18 protein-coding genes and 2 riboswitches are annotated in these 15,842 nt (G+C 68.9%); of the genes, 8 read left to right on the top strand and 10 right to left on the bottom strand.

Features of this window, described 5'->3' with window-relative positions:
- Positions 1 to 11 precede the first annotated feature (11 nt).
- Both PM1_RS13350 and PM1_RS13345 read left to right on the top strand, forming a co-directional pair.
- Positions 12 to 1,616: a MutS-related protein gene (locus tag PM1_RS13350; RefSeq protein ID WP_009622622.1), complete on the top strand. Its 1,605-nt coding sequence runs from the start codon at positions 12 to 14 to the stop codon at positions 1,614 to 1,616.
- Positions 1,613 to 3,115, top strand: a complete 1,503-nt coding sequence (locus tag PM1_RS13345) for a MutS-related protein (protein WP_009622624.1) — start codon at positions 1,613 to 1,615, stop codon at positions 3,113 to 3,115. Before PM1_RS13350 ends, PM1_RS13345 begins: the two co-directional genes overlap by 4 nt.
- Before the next feature lie 11 nt (positions 3,116 to 3,126).
- Here the strand turns inward: PM1_RS13345 and PM1_RS13340 are convergent, their stop codons facing one another.
- Entirely contained in the window at positions 3,127 to 4,395 is a 1,269-nt protein-coding gene (locus PM1_RS13340) for an MFS transporter (RefSeq protein WP_024128722.1), read from the bottom strand.
- 163 nt (positions 4,396 to 4,558) lie between these two features.
- A riboswitch (Fluoride riboswitch) is annotated at positions 4,559 to 4,620 on the top strand.
- A gap of 124 nt (positions 4,621 to 4,744) precedes the next feature.
- Here PM1_RS13340 and crcB point away from each other — a divergent pair.
- Positions 4,745 to 5,128 (top strand): fluoride efflux transporter CrcB, encoded by a 384-nt coding sequence (gene crcB / locus PM1_RS13335; protein ID WP_009622628.1) that lies wholly within the window; start codon positions 4,745 to 4,747, stop codon positions 5,126 to 5,128.
- A 13-nt stretch (positions 5,129 to 5,141) separates the two neighbouring features.
- Complete coding sequence (locus tag PM1_RS13330) at positions 5,142 to 5,486, top strand: DUF190 domain-containing protein (RefSeq protein WP_009622630.1); 345 nt, start codon at positions 5,142 to 5,144, stop codon at positions 5,484 to 5,486.
- A 762-nt stretch (positions 5,487 to 6,248) separates the two neighbouring features.
- Here PM1_RS13330 and PM1_RS13325 read toward each other — a convergent pair.
- The 5 genes from PM1_RS13325 to PM1_RS13305 all read right to left on the bottom strand — a co-directional run bounded on the left by PM1_RS13325 (position 6,249) and on the right by PM1_RS13305 (position 9,695).
- Positions 6,249 to 6,875, bottom strand: a complete 627-nt coding sequence (locus PM1_RS13325; RefSeq protein WP_009622632.1) for a histidine phosphatase family protein — start codon at positions 6,873 to 6,875, stop codon at positions 6,249 to 6,251.
- 20 nt (positions 6,876 to 6,895) lie between these two features.
- Positions 6,896 to 7,366 carry an HAD family hydrolase gene (locus tag PM1_RS13320; protein WP_009622635.1) on the bottom strand — a complete coding sequence of 157 codons (471 nt, stop codon included), beginning with the start codon at positions 7,364 to 7,366 and terminating at the stop codon, positions 6,896 to 6,898.
- 21 nt (positions 7,367 to 7,387) lie between these two features.
- Positions 7,388 to 7,807 (bottom strand): universal stress protein, encoded by a 420-nt coding sequence (locus PM1_RS13315; protein WP_009622637.1) that lies wholly within the window; start codon positions 7,805 to 7,807, stop codon positions 7,388 to 7,390.
- The gene (locus PM1_RS13310) at positions 7,804 to 9,048 is read right to left on the bottom strand and encodes a cation:proton antiporter (RefSeq protein ID WP_009622639.1); all 1,245 of its coding nucleotides are present in this window, start codon (positions 9,046 to 9,048) and stop codon (positions 7,804 to 7,806) included. The genes PM1_RS13315 and PM1_RS13310 overlap by 4 nt, the downstream gene beginning before the upstream one ends.
- Before the next feature lie 136 nt (positions 9,049 to 9,184).
- Positions 9,185 to 9,246, bottom strand: a riboswitch (Fluoride riboswitch).
- Positions 9,247 to 9,278: 32 nt separating this feature from the next.
- On the bottom strand, positions 9,279 to 9,695 hold the full coding sequence (locus PM1_RS13305; RefSeq protein WP_009622640.1) for a hypothetical protein: 417 nt from the start codon (positions 9,693 to 9,695) through the stop codon (positions 9,279 to 9,281).
- Between the two features lie 363 nt (positions 9,696 to 10,058).
- Here PM1_RS13305 and PM1_RS13300 point away from each other — a divergent pair, with 363 nt between their 5' ends.
- Positions 10,059 to 10,316, top strand: a complete 258-nt coding sequence (locus PM1_RS13300; protein ID WP_009622642.1) for a hypothetical protein — start codon at positions 10,059 to 10,061, stop codon at positions 10,314 to 10,316.
- A 51-nt stretch (positions 10,317 to 10,367) separates the two neighbouring features.
- Here the strand turns inward: PM1_RS13300 and PM1_RS31100 are convergent, their stop codons facing one another.
- The gene (locus PM1_RS31100; RefSeq protein ID WP_009622644.1) at positions 10,368 to 11,120 is read right to left on the bottom strand and encodes a CatB-related O-acetyltransferase; all 753 of its coding nucleotides are present in this window, start codon (positions 11,118 to 11,120) and stop codon (positions 10,368 to 10,370) included.
- Positions 11,121 to 11,225: 105 nt separating this feature from the next.
- Positions 11,226 to 11,969: a CatB-related O-acetyltransferase gene (locus PM1_RS31095; protein WP_009622646.1), complete on the bottom strand. Its 744-nt coding sequence runs from the start codon at positions 11,967 to 11,969 to the stop codon at positions 11,226 to 11,228.
- Between the two features lie 218 nt (positions 11,970 to 12,187).
- Between PM1_RS31095 and PM1_RS13285 the strand changes: the two genes are divergently transcribed.
- Positions 12,188 to 12,451 carry a hypothetical protein gene (locus PM1_RS13285; RefSeq protein WP_009622648.1) on the top strand — a complete coding sequence of 88 codons (264 nt, stop codon included), beginning with the start codon at positions 12,188 to 12,190 and terminating at the stop codon, positions 12,449 to 12,451.
- Here the strand turns inward: PM1_RS13285 and PM1_RS13280 are convergent.
- A complete protein-coding gene (locus PM1_RS13280; protein ID WP_009622650.1) occupies positions 12,448 to 13,551 on the bottom strand; it encodes a WD40/YVTN/BNR-like repeat-containing protein in 1,104 nt (367 codons plus the stop codon). The two genes, PM1_RS13285 and PM1_RS13280, sit on opposite strands and share 4 nt — an antisense overlap.
- A 17-nt stretch (positions 13,552 to 13,568) precedes the next feature.
- Entirely contained in the window at positions 13,569 to 13,838 is a 270-nt protein-coding gene (locus PM1_RS13275) for a MoaD/ThiS family protein (RefSeq protein ID WP_009622652.1), read from the bottom strand.
- 176 nt (positions 13,839 to 14,014) lie between these two features.
- On the opposite strand from PM1_RS13275, the gene PM1_RS13270 reads away from it, so the two are divergent.
- Together PM1_RS13270 and PM1_RS13265 are read left to right on the top strand one after the other, a co-directional pair.
- Entirely contained in the window at positions 14,015 to 14,200 is a 186-nt protein-coding gene (locus PM1_RS13270; RefSeq protein ID WP_009622653.1) for a hypothetical protein, read from the top strand.
- A gap of 149 nt (positions 14,201 to 14,349) precedes the next feature.
- Positions 14,350 to 15,714, top strand: coding sequence for a glutamine synthetase family protein (locus PM1_RS13265; protein ID WP_009622656.1), 1,365 nt, complete (start codon positions 14,350 to 14,352; stop codon positions 15,712 to 15,714).
- The last annotated feature ends 128 nt before the right edge of the window (positions 15,715 to 15,842 follow it).

The raw sequence follows: 15,842 nt of genomic DNA, 5'->3' as shown, positions 1-15,842 counted from the left end.
AGGAATGGATCATGTCATCAGCCATGCAGCCGCTTTCCGGCACCGCCGCGCTCGATCCGCACGTCGCGGAGACCCAAGCCGGCGACTTCCACAGCATCCTCTTCCCCGGCGCCCGGCGCCCTCCCCTGGCCGGCGCGCCGCCGCCCTGCTTCAAGGACCTGAACCTCGACCAGGTGGTCGACGCCATCACCGCCGACCGCCACGAGTACGACCTGGAGCCGTTCTTCTACACCCACCTGGACGACCTCGACGCCATCGTCTACCGCCAGGAGGTGATGCACGACCTGCTCGACCCCAGCCTGCTCGCCGACCTCCAGGCTTTCGCCGCCGGCATGCGCGCCGTGCGCCGCCACCTGGTGCCGGAAGAGAAGCTCTACTACCCGCGCCAGCAGCAGCGCAGCTTCGTCGAGGCGGTGCGCGTCTATTGCGCCACGCTCAACCAGCTGGCCCAGGCCCTGGCCGCCCGCCCCTTCGAGTCGCGCGGCCTGCGCGGGTTGCTGGCGTACCTGGGGCGCTACCTGGCCTCGGAACGCTTCACCGGCCTGGCCGGCGACACCCGGCACCTGCTCGACGGGCTCGGCGCCGTCACCTACTCGATGCTGATCAGCGGCAACCAGGTCCGCGTCCAGCGCTACGAGCCGACCGAGGACATCGGCACGGCCATCGGCAGGACCTTCGCCAAGTTCCGCCAGGGCGACGTGCGCGACTACCACGCCAAGTTCAACGAATGGCCGGGCATGAACCACGTCGAGGCGGCGGTGCTGGACATGGTGGCGCAGCTCTACCCGGAGGTCTTCGCCGAGCAGGCGGAATTCTGCGACAGGCATGCCGGCTTCCTCGACGCCACCGTGCAGGCCTTCGACCGCGAGGTGCAGTTCTACCTGGCGTACCTGGCCTACATCCAGCCGCTGGTGGAGGCCGGCATGAGCTTCTGCTTCCCCGGCGTGCGCACCGACAGCAAGGCCGTGTTCGCCCGCAATGCCTTCGACCTCGCCCTGGCCAGCCGCCTGGTGCGCAACAGCAACAAGCTGGAGGTGGTGTGCAACGACTTCGAGCTTGCCGGGCGCGAGCGCATCCTGGTGGTCTCCGGCCCCAACCAGGGCGGCAAGACCACCTTCGCCCGCCTGTTCGGCCAACTGCACTACCTGGCCTGCATCGGCTGCCGGGTGCCGGCCGGGTCCGCTGAGCTGTTCCTCTTCGACCGCCTGTTCACCCTGTTCGAGAAACAGGAGCGCCCCGGCGACCTGCGCGGCAAGCTGCAAGACGACCTGCTCCGCGCCCGCGGCATACTCGAAGGCGCCAGCGAGCGCAGCCTGGTGCTGATCAACGAAATCTTCTCCTCGACCACCGCCGCCGACGCCGCCTTCCTCGGCCAGAAGATCCTCGGGCGGATCATCGAACTGGACGCCCTCTGCGTGTGCGTCACCTTCATCCACGAGCTGACGCAGATGGGCGAGACCATCGTCAGCATGATGAGCTGCGTCGACCCGGACGACCCGTCCCGGCGCACCTTCAAGGTCCTGCGCAAGCCGCCGGACCGGCTGTCCTACGCCCTCTCCATCGCCCGCAAGCACCGCCTCACCTACGCCAGCGTGAAGGAGCGCATCCGGCCATGAAAGCCCACCTCATGTACCCGCAGGCCGACTTCGACCTGGACAAGCAGCCGCCGCTGCACGCCGACGACCTGGTCCAGGACCTGGCCCTGGACAGCCTGTTCGACGCCATGGCCGGCGACGACAAGTTCCTCCGCCAGGTCGCCCGCTGCGCCCTGCTGACCGCCTTCGACAGCACCCCGGAAGTGGTCGGCCATCGCCAGGCGGTGCTGCGCGACTGCCTGGCCAACCAGGCGCTGGTGCGCGACCTGTACCAGCTCGCGCTGGATGTGCTGGGGCTGGAGAAAAACGTCTACCTGAGCTTCATGACCAAGTACCCCAGCAGCATCATGCACCGCTCGCTGAAGCTGCTGCACCTGCAGATCGACCTGCTCCGGCGCCTGCGGCGGATGGCCGACGAGCAGGCCGGGCGCTTCGCCTCGGACGGCTTCGGCAAGCTGTTCGGGCTGATCCGCGAGGAAATCAGCGACCAGTATTTCGCCGAACTCAACGCGCATTTCGAGCAGCTCAAGCTGCGCAAGGGCTTCCTCGTCAGCGCCCGCCTGGGCCCGCTGAACCGCGGCGTGGACTACTGCCTGCGGCGCTACCCCAAGCCCCGGGGCAACTGGCTGCAGCGCCTGGTGCAGAAGAAACCGGAGAGCTACGTCTACGAGATCGCCGAGCGCGACGAAACCGGCGCCACGGCGCTGGCGGAGCTGCAGGACAGGGGCGCCAACGAAGTCGCCAACGCCCTCGCCCAGGCCGCCGAGCACATCACCAGCTTCTTCGAGATGCTGCGCACGGAGCTGGCGTTCTACATCGGCTGCCTGAACCTGCGCGAGCGCCTGAGCGAGCTGCGCTGCGAAATCGGCTTCCCCGAGGTCGCCCCCGCCGGGCAGTGCCAGCAGGCCTTCGAAGGCCTCTACGACATCTGCCTGGCGCTGAACATGCGGCGCCAGGTGGTGGGCAACGACCTGGCCGGCGACGGCCGCCGGCTGTTCGTTATCACCGGCGCCAACCAGGGCGGCAAGTCCACCTTCCTGCGCAGCATCGGCCTGGCCCAGCTGATGCTGCAGTGCGGCCTGTTCGTGCCGGCCCGGCGCCTGCGCGCCAACCTCTGCGACGGCCTGTACACCCACTACAAGCGCGAGGAAGACGCCAGCATGAGGCGCGGCAAGCTGGACGAGGAACTGGCGCGCATGAGCGAAATCGTCGATCACCTGAGCCCGCGCTCCATCCTGCTGTGCAACGAATCCTTCGCCGCCACCAACGAGCGCGAGGGCTCGGAAATCGCCCGCCAGGTCGTGCGCGCCCTGGCCGAGGCCGGGGTGAAGACCTTCTTCGTCACCCACCTCCACGACTTCGCCGAAAGCCTCTACTGCGAGCCGCCCGCGGGCAGCCTGTTCCTGCGCGCCGAACGCCGGGACGACGGCGGGCGGACCTTCCGCATCGTCGAGGGCGAGCCGCTGGCCACCGCCTTCGGCACCGACCTGTATGCGCAGGTCTTCGGCGAGCCGGCCTGAGACCGCAACGGCTAGCCGGCGCGGGCCGGCAGCCGGGCCAGCGCGGCTGTGCCCGCGGCCATCAGCACGGCGGCGCAGACGAATGCGAGCACCGGCGAAACGGCACTCCAGAGCAGCCCGACGGTGGCGCTGGAAATGAACTTAGCGGTGCCGTTCACCGTGCCGAGCGCGCCATAGCTCAGGGCCAATGTCTGCGGCTCCACCATGTCGGCGGTCACGGTGGACTCCAGGGCCTCCTGCACCGAGACGTAGAGCCCGGCGACGGTGAACAGCAGCACCAGCAGCGGCAGGCTGTCCACCCGCAGCCAGAAGGCCAGGGCCGCCAGCAGCGCCGTCAGGACGCCAAGGGCATAGCCGGCCACCAGCACCGGCAGGGAGCCCAGGCGGTCGGCCAGCGCGCCGACGGGATAGGACGTCAGCACCTGCACCAGGTTGCGCCAGACGTACAGCAGACCGGCCACCTGCGCCGCCTGGACCAGGCCCAGGCCGCCGGCCAGCAGCTGCGTGGCGGCGAGGATGAGCAGGCTGTGGCTGAAGTCGCCGACGCCGAACACCGCGACCGCCCCCAGGTAGCGCTTGAAGCGCAGGGGCAGGCCCTTCAGCGTCTGCAGCAGTTTCAGTTGCGGGTTCGGCGAATGCTGCGGGTCGCGCACCAGGGTCAGGAACGCCAGCACGGCGAGCGCGCCGGGAATCACGCTCAGCCACAGCACCAGGCGGAACGGCCCGCTGTCATCGTCCCAGTGCAGCTGCTGGGCCCAGCCGAGCAGCGCGACGCCCAGCAGGGGCCCGGCCACGGCGCCCACAGTATCCATCGCGCGGTGGAAGCCGAAGGCCCGGCCGCGGGTCTCGGCGGTCACCGCCTGGATCACGATGGCATCGCGCAACGGGCCGCGCAGCCCCTTGCCGAACCAGGACACCAGCCGCCCGAGGAGGATCAGCGGCCAACCCAGCGCCAGGGCCAACAGCACCTGGCCGACCGGCGTCAGCCCGTAGCCGACCACCACCAGCAGCTTGCGATGGCCCAGCTTGTCGGCGATGTAGCCGGAGAACATCTTGGTGTAGGCGGCCAGGGCATCGGCGATGCCCTCGATGGTGCCCAGCGCGGCGGCGGGCACCCCGAGCACCGCCAGGAACCCCGGCAGGATCACGGTGGTGGTCTCGTAGCAGAAATCGCCCAGGGCGCTGGTCACCCCCGCCCCCACGACCGTGGCGTTGAGCCAGGCGGCGCGACCTGTCTTTCCGGTCGCCTCCGGGGCCCGCTGCTGCGATGGCTCCATCATGCCTCCTCGTTGGCGGAGCGCGGGCCCTGCGCAGGCAGGCGGCTCCGGGGTCCAGCGGAATACCCGCCGGGCGTCACCCGTTGCAGCTTAGAAGAACCTGTTCGGCCCATGGCTGCAAGGCGCACGCAGGGGGCTTTCCCCCGGCGCGGCAAAAGTGCTAGCTTTCGCCGCAGGAGATGGCATTCCTCCTTTAACCGCCCCCGTGCTGATGATGCCTACGTGAACCCTGGACAGGGTGCGTAGGTGTGCGTCCTGTCCTTTTGCAAAAGGACCGGACCGTGACCGCAACACCCCACCCATTCCCCTCCCCCGCATCGCCCGTACCCTCTTTCCATGGGGGCTCGCCGGCATGTTGAAATCCATCCTGGTGATCGTCCTCGGCGGCTCCATCGGCTGCCTGCTGCGCTGGTTCCTCGGCCTGCAGCTCAACGCCCTGTTCCCCACCATCCCGCCGGGCACCTGGGCCGCCAACATGATCGGCGGCTACGTCGTCGGCCTGGCCGTGGCCTTCTTCGCCGCCAACCCGAGCCTCAGCCCGGAATGGCGCCTGCTGCTGATCACCGGCTTCTGCGGCGGCCTGACCACCTTCTCGACCTTTTCCGCGGAAACCTTCTCGCTGCTGCAGACCGGGCGCGTGGCCTGGGCACTGGGGGAAATCGCGGTGCACGTCGTAGGTTCGCTGCTGGCGACCGCCGCGGGCGTTCTAACCTACACATTGCTGGGCGCACGCTGACGGAGGCGCAATCATGAAAGGCTACCTGGTGACATTCTTCACCCAACAGAGCCGCCGCCACGGCGGCAAGCTGATCACCGACTGGATGGTCGACCTGGCCCGGGGCATGAAGCTCAAGGGCGCCACCCTGGTCGTCGGCGCGGAAGGTTTCGGCCACGCCGGGCGGGTGCACTCCTACCACTTCTTCGAACTGGCCGACCAGCCGGTGGAAATCTGCCTGGCCGTCACCGAAGACGAGTGCGAGCGCCTGTTCGAACGCCTGGAGGCCGAGGACCTCGCCCTGTTCTACGTGAAGACCCCCGTGGAAATGGGCACCGTGGGCAAGCGTAAGGCCGACCGCGACGCTCCTGCCAGCTGACGCTTACGCAGATCCGCTGGACATCCAGGTCGTTACCCGCGAGGAAACCCACGAATCGGTGGCGTGCACGCCCACTGGCAAGGCACCGACTTCCAGGCATTGAGGTGCTCACTGCTTTCGTAGGCGCGAAGCGGCACCCTGTTCTTGCGCGCGAGCCGTATTTACCGTTGGCGATGGCGCATTGGGTTGACTCCGCCCCCTCACCCCAGCCCTCTCCCGGAGGGAGAGGGGGCCGTTTGGAGCGAGCGGAGACTTCGGAGTCATCCTGATACTGCGCCGTTGGCTGTGCCACCGGGACGTCCGGCGTGGCCGGCGAATCCAATCGCGGACGGAGTCCGCTCCTACGCCCGAGGTTCCCTGGAGCCGCCGAGGTGCTCTTCGTAGGAGCGAGCTTGCTCGCGAACGGTGCTCACCTGCGGCTACGGTGTTTTGGCTGGACGCCTTTCCCTCTCCCTAACCCTCTCCCTGAAGGGAGAGGGGACCGTTGGGCAGGGTCTGATGTTCTGGAGTCAGCCGGCTGGCACTGTGCTTTCTGGTTGAAACCATACCTTCTCTCGGCACGGACTAGCCCCCTCTCCCTTCAGGGAGAGGGTTGGGGAGAGGGGCTCTTAAACCCGGCACCTACGCCACCGGCGAGCACCGTTCGCGAGCAAGCTCGCTCCTACGAAAAGCCGTGCGTCCTGGAACCGTAGGAGCGGACTCCGTCCGCGATCATCCATCGTTAAAAACAGCCTCACCCCTTCAGCCTTCAGCCTTCAGCCTTCAGCCTTCAGCCTTCAGCCCAACCAGATGATAGGTCTCATTGATCCGATACAACGTAAACACATCCCCCTCAACGCCAATCTCATTGACGCAACAAGGCTCCTGCTTCAACCGCCAATACCGTGCCAACGGCAACCCCAGCGCCTGCAGCAGCAGAACCCGATTGATGCTGTCATGCCCCACCAACACCAACGTCTGCCCGGCGTGACGCCGCAACACCTCACGCAGCACCCGGGTACCCCGGGCCAGAACGTCGGCCAGGCTCTCGCCATCGGGGATGGCCGCCAGGTCCGGCGTCTCCAGCCAGGTGCGGTGTTCTTCCGGCCAGCGGGCGCGGACTTCATCGTGGGTCAGGCCCTGCCATTGGCCGTAGTCGGTGTCGGCCAACCCCTCCAGCACCTGGGCCGGGGCACCGGTGGCCTGGGCGATGGCGGCGCCGGTGTCGATACAGCGCGACAGCGGGCTGGTATAGATCGCCACCGGCTGCCAGCTTTCGGCTATGTGCCGGGCCACCGCTTCGGCCTGGCGCCGGCCCAGGGCCGACAGCGGCAGTTCGGCGCGGCCGCGGAAGCGTTCCGGGGCGATCCAGTCCACGTGGCCATGGCGGGTCAGAATGATCCTGGTCATCGTCCTGCTCCTTCGAAGGTTCAGCAGCGCAGGCTGGCGATGATGCGCTGCGGGTGGCTCAGCATATCCAGGGCCGAGAGGATGTCCAGCGCCACCAGGTCCGCCGAGCCGATGGCCACCGAGGACGCGCCCTCCGGGCCGATCACCGCGATGCCCAGGGCCGACTGCTGCAGCATGTAGCGGTCGTTGCTGCCGTTGCCGATGGCCACCACGCCGTGCAGGCCCAGGGTGCGCAGGTAGTCCTCCTTGGAAATGGCCTGGTCCTTCTCCGACAGCACCAGCAGGTTGACGTCCAGCGCCGCCAGTTCCGCCTCGGCGCTGCCGAAGGCGTCGCCGGTGACCACGTGCAGCGCCAGCTTGCGGCCCAGCGCCTCCAGGCGTTCGGCCACCCCGTCGATCATCCGGCCATCCACCGCCAGGGTGCCGTTGTAGTCACAGATCATGTGTTTCAACTGCAAGCTCCCCAGTCCGGGAATGTCGATCTGCAGCATGTCGCTTCCTCCCCTGCCCGCTCAGCCGCGGATGACCGTGACCGCGCAGGGTGCGTGGTCGATCACCTGGCGCGCCACCGAGCCCAGCAGCCAGCGCTCGAAGCCCGAGTGGCCGCGGTGACCGATGACGATGTGGTCGATGTGGTGCTCCTCGGCGTAGCGCACGATCTGCTCGGCCGGGCGGCCCACCGAGACGTGGGTGGTCGGCCGTTCCTCGACCGGCAGGCGGCTGTAGCCCAGCAGCTTGAAGGCGTGGTGGAAATGCGCGCGGGAGCGTTCGATCACCGCCTCGGTCTCCACCTCGTCGCCGAACTCCGGCGGCTGCGCCACCGAGAGGATGTGCAGGCCGGCGCCGAAGCGCTCGGCCAGCTCGTTGGCGAAGTTCAGGGCCAGCTCCGCCGCGGTGGAGGCGTCGTAGGCCACCAGGATGCGCTTGATCATGCTTCACCTCCTCTGCTCCGCGTCTGCGGGCGCAAGTCGTCGTGGCGCGCGGGCTCTGCCGGCGGGGCGGCGCCCTCCTCCTGCGGGTCGCCCTTGGGCAGCAGGTGCCGGGGCAGGAAGAAGGCGTTGGCGATCAGCGTCGGCACCACGGCGCTGCCGATCACCGCGGCCACCAGCGCCGAATACTGGCCCTGGTCGATCAGCCCGTGGGCCAGGCCGAACAGCGCCGAGATGGTGCCGAAGGTCAGCCCGGTGGACATCAGCAGCGTGGTGTAGGCCCCTTCCCGGCGCGGCGAGCCGTAGACCAGGCAGGTGGGGTACACGCCCACCAGCTTGCTGAGCATCTTCACCAGCAACAGCAGCACGAAGGCCGCGGGCGCGGCGGCCAGGGCCGGCAGCGACACCAGCGAGCCGGCGCGGATGAAGTAGAACGGCGTCAGCAGGCCGAAGGTCAGGGTGCGCAGGCGGCGGATCAGCGCATGGTCCTTGCCCACGGTGCCGGCCAGCACCATGCCGATCAGGTAGGCCGGCAGCACCGCCTCGCTGCCGGCCCAGGTCGCCGCCGCGCCCAGGCCGAACAGGCAGAGCATAAGGAACTTGGCCTCCAGCTCCGAGGGCCGGCCGCCGAAGCGGCGGAAGAAGCGCGGCGTGAGCCACGGCAACAGCAGCGCGGCCAGGACCAGGGCCCCGGCGAAACCGGCGGTCTTCAGGGTGAAGGGGGCGAAGATCAGCCCCAGGGCGATCACCGTGGCCAGGTCGTTGACGAAGCAGGCGGCCAGCACGATCTTGCCGTATTCGCTGGTGTTCAGCCCCAGCTCAAGCATCACCGCGTAGACCACCGCCACCGAAGTGGTGGACATGGCGATGCCGGCCAGCCAGCTGGCCTGCGCGCTCCAGCCCAGGCCCCAGTACGCCAGCGCCGCGCAGCCGAGGAAGGGCACCACGAAGCCGACCAGGCCGATGACCGTGGCCTGCTTCCAGTGCGCGCGGAACACCTTCGGGTCCAGCTCGGCGCCGGCCAGAAAGGTCAGCAGGATGGCCCCGGCGCCGGAGAGGAACTTGATCCAGCTGGCGTCGCCCTGCAGCACCGCCATGCCCAGCAGCGCGCCGATGATCAGCTGGGCGATGGTCCCCACGACGATTTCCGACAATGCCGTGGCGATGCGCAGGAAGATCGACACCAGCGTCGCCAGCAGCGCCAACCCCAGCCACAGGGCGGCCTGGGCCCAGATCTCAGTCATGGCGGCGGCTCCGCTGAAGCCGGGGGACGGCGCGGTGCGCAAGAGGAAAAGCGGCGGAACGGGATGGGTTGGGCATGTTCGCTGTCCACGGGCAGACCATGGACAGCAGAACAATGCCTACGCCGCCCATGAAGGGTTATGCGTAGGCATCATCAGCCGGGGGGCGGTTAGAGGAGGAATGCCATCTCCTGCCTAACGACATTAGCAAAGCCTTGGGAAAATGCACGCAGCTAGTGGCTGCCGCCCAGCAGGTCGAAGGAGTCGAGCAGGCGCCAGGCGATTTCCGGGGTGCGTTCCAGGCCCCGGCGGATGGCCGCGGGGATGGCCTGGCGGGTCTTGCGGCACAGGCCGGGCTGCGCGGCGATGCGGATGTCGAGGCCGCGCATGCTGCGCACCTCGTTGAAGCCGGGAGCAATGCTCAGGCGCAGGCCGAGCTGTTCGTACATGCGCTGCTGCATGTGCTGCAGGTCGGCCAGGTCCTTGAGCTGTTCCAGGCGCTGCACCAGGCGCTGTTCTTCCTGGCGGGTGAGCAGGAGGATGCGGATGTCGCCATGGGGCTCGGCCAGCAGCGCCTCGCGCCCGCAATCGCAGGCGCCCGGCGGGCAGGGTTGGCGGAGGGGGAGCTGGCCGTTCATGGCGTCGAGCATAGCGATTCGGCCGGCTCCGCGCCGCTACCCTTCGTGAAAATTCCCACGCTGAAATCGCCTTGAGGTCCTACGAGGGCGCTGGATAGATTCCGCCCTGCCGCAGCGTTGCTGTGGCCGGGGGTAGGATCCCGTTGGTATGAGGAGTGGTGCGTCATGTCGCGAGTACAAGTGATCCATCGCCGTCTGTATTCGCGTTCCGTGGCGGACCGTGCGGGGAGGCTTCGGCCTGCCGTTTTCCTCATACCGGTGATCCTACCCCCGCACGGTCCGCCTCCCTTTTCCGGGAGGCGGCTCTTGGTCCCACTCAGGAGCAATGGAACATGCACTATCCGCACTTCGCCCTCCACACCTCGGAGGCGCGCCATGTCTGACCTGCAACCCGTCACCACCCTCTCGCAACCCCACGACGACGTGCTGTTCGTCGATGCCAGCGCCCCCGCCGAGCATCTGTACGAAGCCGCCGAGCGTCGCCTGATAGCCCTGGAAGACCTGCTCTGCCTGCTGGCGGACTGCCCCGACGAAATGCCGCTGGTACAAGGCCAGGCCCGCCTGGTCTCGGCCCTGCTGCCGATGGCGGCGGAAGCTCGGCAACTCTACCGACTGGCCCAGAGCCGGAGCTGAGCGCCCCTGGACGCTTGCGTGCGGGGCGGCGCAGCAGTGCCGCCCCGCGCTTCACGAGCTGGCCGGCCCCTCGGACAGCAGGCGGCAGCCCTGGCGGCGGATTTCGATGTTCGGATAGATCGGCGGCCGCGCCTCGCCGCTGGCCCGCAAGGCCTCCACGCGCTCCAACGCCTCCTCGATGCGCTGCAACGGCAACGCGGCGATCTGCGCCGGCGCCAGGTCCCACCAGCGGCTGGCCTGCAGGCGCTCGCAGATGTCCGGCGGGAAGCGGTAGCGCACCACCTTCGCCGGCGAGCCGGCGACTATGGCGTAGGGCGGCACGTCGCGCGTCACCACGGACATGGCGGCCACCACGGCGCCGTCGTGGATCTTCACCCCGCTCATCACCACTGCGCCCTCGCCGATGAAGGCGTCGTTGCCGATCCAGGTGTCGGCGTCGGTGTCCTCGTAGCGCTGGCGCGGCGTGTCGTAGCGGTCGAACACGCCCGGCTCGTACTGCACCGAGCTGGTGCTCAGCCAGTCCATCGGGTGCGCCCGGGCGGCCAGGCCGATGCGGCAGAGCTGGCCGGTGGAGCTGAAGCGGCCGATGTGCGAAATGCGGTGGAAGCTGGTGGCGCGGATGGTGGAAAAGGCGCCGATGTGCATCTCGTCCCGGTAGATCTTGAACTCCGCCTCGCCGATGCTGCCCGGCGCCTCGACCAACAGGCGCTTGCCGCGCCCCAGGCGGCTGACGCCGCTGCGGAATTCGATGTCGTAGCCTTCCAGCCAGTGCTTCCAGTGACTGTTGCGCCAACGCTTCAACATGGGGTCCGTGATCCTTTGTATGTTTTCCGATACGGACCTCTGACAGGCGGGATGGCTGCAAGGTTCGCTCGAAATGGATCACGCGGCGGCCGTCGTGGCGGCGCCCTACCCTCCGGCCAGCACGCGGCAGCCCTGGCGGCGGATTTCCACCCGGGGGAATAGCGCGTCCTGCGCCTCGCCGCTGGCGCGCAAGGCCTCGATGCGCTCCAGGGCGTCCTCGATGCGGTTCATCGGCAGGGCCGCGACCTGTTGCGGCGCCAGGTCCCACCAGCGGCTGGCCTGCAGGCGTTCGCAGATGTCCGGCGCGAAACGGTAGCGCACTATCTTCGCCGGCGAGCCGGCGACAATGGCATAGGGCGGCACGTCGCGGGTCACCACCGACATAGCGGCCACCACGGCGCCATCGTGGACCTTCACCCCGCTCAGCACTGCCGCGCCCTCGCCGATGAAGACGTCGTTGCCGATCCAGGTATCGCTGTCGCCCACGCTTTCGTAGCGCAGCCGCGGCGCGTCGAAACGGTCGAAGAAGCCCGGCTCGTACTGCACGGAGTTGGTGCTCAGCCAGTCCAGCGGGTGGGCCCGCGCGCCGAGGCCGACGCGCGAGTCCTGGCCGGTGGTGACATAGCGGCCGATGTGCGACACGCGGTGGAACAGCGTCTTGCGCAATACGGCAAAGGCGCCGATGTGCAGTTCCTGGTCACGCAGCTTGAAATCGGCCTCGCCGATGCGCGCGGGGGCCTCGACGATCAGGCGCTTGTTGCGCCCCAGTTGGCTGACGCCGCTGCGGAACTCGGTATCGTGCCGTTCCAGCCAACGTTTCCAGTAGCTGTCGCGCCAGGTCTTGAACATGAAGGTCGGGCCTTGCCGTTTGTAAGGGGGCCGGCATTTTACTGTACCTGTGCGTACATGGCAGGCCTGCGCCGAAGTTTTCAGCGCGGCTAAGCCGGTCAACTGCGGGGCGATGCTCGCGCCAAGAAAGCGCCCCCGGCGCCTACCGCTCGGCCGGCCGCCGCCGCCAACGCCGCCAGCGGCGTAGGCTGGTGCGAGAACACGAGGAGGACGCGAGCATGCGGCACCACAGCCACCCGGATTTCCACCTGCACGAGGCGCGCCGCGCCATGCTGTTGCGCTGGGCACAGCTGGCGCAATGGTTCGGCCTGGTGATGATCCTGCTGACCATCGGCCTGGCGGCCCTGGGCGACAGCCTGGAAGACCCCACCGGCACCAGCATCATCACCCTGTGCGGCGCCTTGGGCCTGGCGGCGCTGATCCCGGCGCGGATGATCCTGGCGCACTACCAGAAGCAGGACGAGCGCGACGGGCAGACCTAGCCGAAGCGCACGCAGTAGATCGGCGGCAGGTGCGCGGACAGGCATTCCCAGCGCTCGCCGCCGTCCTCCGACAGCCACAGGCCGCCGGTGGTCGAGCCCATGGCCAGGCGCTCGCCGTCGTCGTCCACGGCCAGGCCGTGGCGGTACACCAGGTCGTAGCACGGGCCCTGGGGCAGGCCGTGGTCCAGGGCCTGGAAGCTCTGGCCGCCATCCTCCGTGCGGTTGACCAAGAATCGCCCGGCCACCGGGATGCGGCAGATGTCCTTCGTCGCCGGGACGAACCAGGCGGTGTCCGGCCGCGTGGGGTGCACGGCCACGGCGAAGCCGAAGCTGGACGGTTGCGCCGGCACGTCGCGCCAGTTGGCGCCGCCATCGCTGGAAACGAAGATGCCGTTGTGGTGCTGCACCCACAGCCGGTCCGGCCGCGCCGGGCAGTGCACCAGCCGGTGCGGGTCCTGGATGGCGCCCTCCTCGCGCAGGTCCGGCGGCATGTAGTCGGCGTACATGCCGGCGGTGGTGTTGCGCCAGTTGGCGCCTTCGTCGTGGCTCTGCCAGACGCCGCCGCAGGACACCCCGACGGTGAGGTGGCGGCTGTCGCGCGGGTCGACGCTGATGGAATGGATGCCCGGCCAGTCGTAGCCGCCGCCGAACCAGCGGGCGCGTTCGGGGCGGTCCCACAGCGGGCGGTTGAGCGTCCAGCTGTCGCCATGGTCGTCGCTGCGGAACAGGCCGCCGGGGATGGTCCCGGCCCAGAGGGTGCCGGCCTGGTCGGTGCCGCCGGTCTCCAGGCACCAGATCAGCTGCAGGCTCCAGGGCGCCTGCGGGGCCTCGCCTTCGGCCGGTGGCGGTAGCGGGTCCGGCTGCGGCGGGTAGACCGGCACCGCGCATTCCTGCCAGTCGCCGCCGCAGGGCTTGCGCCACAGCTTGCAGCCGAAGTGGCCGAGGTCCAGGGCGGCGTAGAGGGTGTCGTCGCGCGGGTCGGCCAGCACCATGTTCACCGGCTCGCCGAGGAAGTCCTGGCCCGCCTCGTGCCAGGTGCCGCGATCCTGCAGGAAGCTGAACAGGCCCTTGCGCGTGGCCACCAGCAGTCGGTCTTCCATCTGTCCTCCTCCGGGTTTCAGCCGCCGGACAGCGCCTGCACCACGTATACCTCGCTGTCGTCCGCCACCACGTCGCCCAGGCCCCGGCGGTCGCGCAGGCGCAGGCCGTCGATGAACACGGTGACGTGCCGGCGCAGGCCGCCCTGGTCGTCCAGCAGGTAGCCGCGCAGGCGCGGATGCCGGGCGAACACGCCCTCCAGCAGGGCGCCGAGGGTGGCGCCGGGCAGGTCCTGCTCGGGCACTTCGACGTGGCGCTGGATGGACGGGGCGAAGACGATATGGGCCATGGGCTGCGCGGCGTGACGGGTTTCGCTCAGTTTAGGCACCAGGGCCGGCGCTGGCGGCGCGGATCGACCGGGCGGCAATCAGTTTCGATTTCGCTCAACTGAGTTCCACTAGATTCACATTTAAAGCACCCATCGCCTGTGCCAGTCTGCCGGCATCGTCCCCCACGCAGCCACCCATGCACCTTCTGCAACAGCACTTCGCCGCCGCCAGCGCCTCCGCCTCCCAGGCAGAGCCCCAGCGCCTGCCGCGCGAACGCTGCCGCTGGCTGCGCCTGCAACCCCTCTCGCTGCCGCTGGAGCTGGCCTTCTGGGCGCTCTGGCACTGCCGCCACGCGCGTCCACCGGATAGCGCCGCACGCTGACGGGCGCCCCGCCCACCCCTTTGCTGGAACTACGCTGAACGCAGGCGCCCGACGCTGCGCGAGCTGGCGTAGCCATTGCATCGCCTGCCCCGCCGCAGCCCGGCCGCGCAGGCCATCAGCGCGCCCATTGGCGCTATGCGAGAACAACGATGAAATTCGCCCCCGTGCAAGAGGCCCTGGCCTTCCTGGCCGCCAATCCCGACATCGAGATGGTCGAGCTGTTCATCCTCGACGCCAACGGAGTGCCCCGCGGCAAGCTGCTGCACCGCGAGGAACTGCTGGCGGTCTACGAGTCCGGCCGGCCCTTGCCGAGCACCATTCTCGGCCTGACCCTGCACGGCGACGACGTGGAGGATTCCGGGCTGGTGTGGGAGGTCGGCGACATCGACTGCCGCGCCTACCCGCTGGCCGGCAGCCTGGTGCGCCTGCCCTGGCGGCAGATTCCCACGGCCGCCGTGCAGGTCAGCATGCACCCGGTCGAAGGCAAGCCGGCGGACATCGCCGACCCGCGCCACGTGCTGGTCAAGGTGATCGACGACCTCAAGGCCGCCGGCTACCACCCGGTGATGGCCTGCGAGCTGGAGTTCTACCTGCTGGACGCCAAGCGCGATGCCAACGGCCGCCCGCAACCGGCGCTGGACGCCGACGGCGGCCGGCCGCGCTCCACCCAGGTCTACGGCCTGCGCGAACTGGAGCAGATCGAGCCCTTCCTCGCCGACCTCTATGCCGCCTGCAAGGCCCAGGGCATCCCGGCGCGCACCGCCATTTCCGAATACGCCCCGGGCCAGGTGGAGATCACCCTGGAGCACGGCGACGCCCTCACCGCCATGGACCAGGCCGTGCGCTACAAGCGCCTGGTCAAGGGCGTGGCGCACAAGCACGGGATGCAGGCCTGCTTCATGGCCAAGCCGTTCGACGACCTGGCCGGCACCGGCATGCACATGCACGTGTCGCTGGCCGATGCCGCCGGGGCGAACCTGTTCGCCAGCGCAGAGCCGGCCGGCACGCCCCTGCTGCGCCAGGCGGTGGGCGGCATGCTCGCCAGCCTGCTCGACTCGCTGCTGCTGTTCTGCCCCAACGCCAACTCCTACCGGCGCTTCCAGGCCAACAGCTACGCGCCGCTGGCGCCGACCTGGGGCGTCGACAACCGCACCGTCAGCCTGCGCGTGCCGGGCGGGCCGGCGCACACCCGGCACATCGAGCACCGCATCTGCGGGGCCGATGCCAATCCTTACCTGGCGGCGGCGGCGATTCTTGCCGGCATCCATCGCGGCATCCGCGAAGACATCGACCCGGGCGCGCCCGTCGAGGGCAATGGCTATGCCCAGGCCAAGGAACTGCTGCCCACCGACTGGCTCACCTCGCTGCGCGCGCTGGAGCGGTCGAGCTGGGCGCGGGATGCGCTGGGGCGGGAGTTCCTGGGCGTGTACCTGAAGGTGAAGCAGGCGGAGTACCGGCAGTTCATGGGTGAGGTCGGGGAGCAGGATTGGCGGTGGTATCTGCATCAGGCTTGAGGCTTAAGGCTTGAGAGCCCCTCTCCCCAGCCCTCTCCCTGAAGGGAGAGGGAGCATCCGTGCCGAGATGGGAATCGTGCCCTCCGGAAACACCAGCGCAACCGGCTGAAACCGAATCAAAAGCCCGC

This window comes from Pseudomonas sp. M1, assembly GCF_022760135.1.
Taxonomy (GTDB): domain Bacteria; phylum Pseudomonadota; class Gammaproteobacteria; order Pseudomonadales; family Pseudomonadaceae; genus Pseudomonas; species Pseudomonas citronellolis.
This window is presented reverse-complemented; position numbering and strand designations above follow the sequence as displayed.

Coding starts and splice junctions, on each gene's coding strand:
- PM1_RS13350 (WP_009622622.1), top strand. CDS start 12: ATGTCATCAGCCATGCAGCCGCTTTCCGGCACCGCCGCGCTCGATCCG.
- PM1_RS13345 (WP_009622624.1), top strand. CDS start 1,613: ATGAAAGCCCACCTCATGTACCCGCAGGCCGACTTCGACCTGGACAAG.
- PM1_RS13340 (WP_024128722.1), bottom strand. CDS start 4,395: ATGATGGAGCCATCGCAGCAGCGGGCCCCGGAGGCGACCGGAAAGACA.
- crcB (WP_009622628.1), top strand. CDS start 4,745: ATGTTGAAATCCATCCTGGTGATCGTCCTCGGCGGCTCCATCGGCTGC.
- PM1_RS13330 (WP_009622630.1), top strand. CDS start 5,142: ATGAAAGGCTACCTGGTGACATTCTTCACCCAACAGAGCCGCCGCCAC.
- PM1_RS13325 (WP_009622632.1), bottom strand. CDS start 6,875: ATGACCAGGATCATTCTGACCCGCCATGGCCACGTGGACTGGATCGCC.
- PM1_RS13320 (WP_009622635.1), bottom strand. CDS start 7,366: ATGCTGCAGATCGACATTCCCGGACTGGGGAGCTTGCAGTTGAAACAC.
- PM1_RS13315 (WP_009622637.1), bottom strand. CDS start 7,807: ATGATCAAGCGCATCCTGGTGGCCTACGACGCCTCCACCGCGGCGGAG.
- PM1_RS13310 (WP_009622639.1), bottom strand. CDS start 9,048: ATGACTGAGATCTGGGCCCAGGCCGCCCTGTGGCTGGGGTTGGCGCTG.
- PM1_RS13305 (WP_009622640.1), bottom strand. CDS start 9,695: ATGCTCGACGCCATGAACGGCCAGCTCCCCCTCCGCCAACCCTGCCCG.
- PM1_RS13300 (WP_009622642.1), top strand. CDS start 10,059: ATGTCTGACCTGCAACCCGTCACCACCCTCTCGCAACCCCACGACGAC.
- PM1_RS31100 (WP_009622644.1), bottom strand. CDS start 11,120: ATGTTGAAGCGTTGGCGCAACAGTCACTGGAAGCACTGGCTGGAAGGC.
- PM1_RS31095 (WP_009622646.1), bottom strand. CDS start 11,969: ATGTTCAAGACCTGGCGCGACAGCTACTGGAAACGTTGGCTGGAACGG.
- PM1_RS13285 (WP_009622648.1), top strand. CDS start 12,188: ATGCGGCACCACAGCCACCCGGATTTCCACCTGCACGAGGCGCGCCGC.
- PM1_RS13280 (WP_009622650.1), bottom strand. CDS start 13,551: ATGGAAGACCGACTGCTGGTGGCCACGCGCAAGGGCCTGTTCAGCTTC.
- PM1_RS13275 (WP_009622652.1), bottom strand. CDS start 13,838: ATGGCCCATATCGTCTTCGCCCCGTCCATCCAGCGCCACGTCGAAGTG.
- PM1_RS13270 (WP_009622653.1), top strand. CDS start 14,015: ATGCACCTTCTGCAACAGCACTTCGCCGCCGCCAGCGCCTCCGCCTCC.
- PM1_RS13265 (WP_009622656.1), top strand. CDS start 14,350: ATGAAATTCGCCCCCGTGCAAGAGGCCCTGGCCTTCCTGGCCGCCAAT.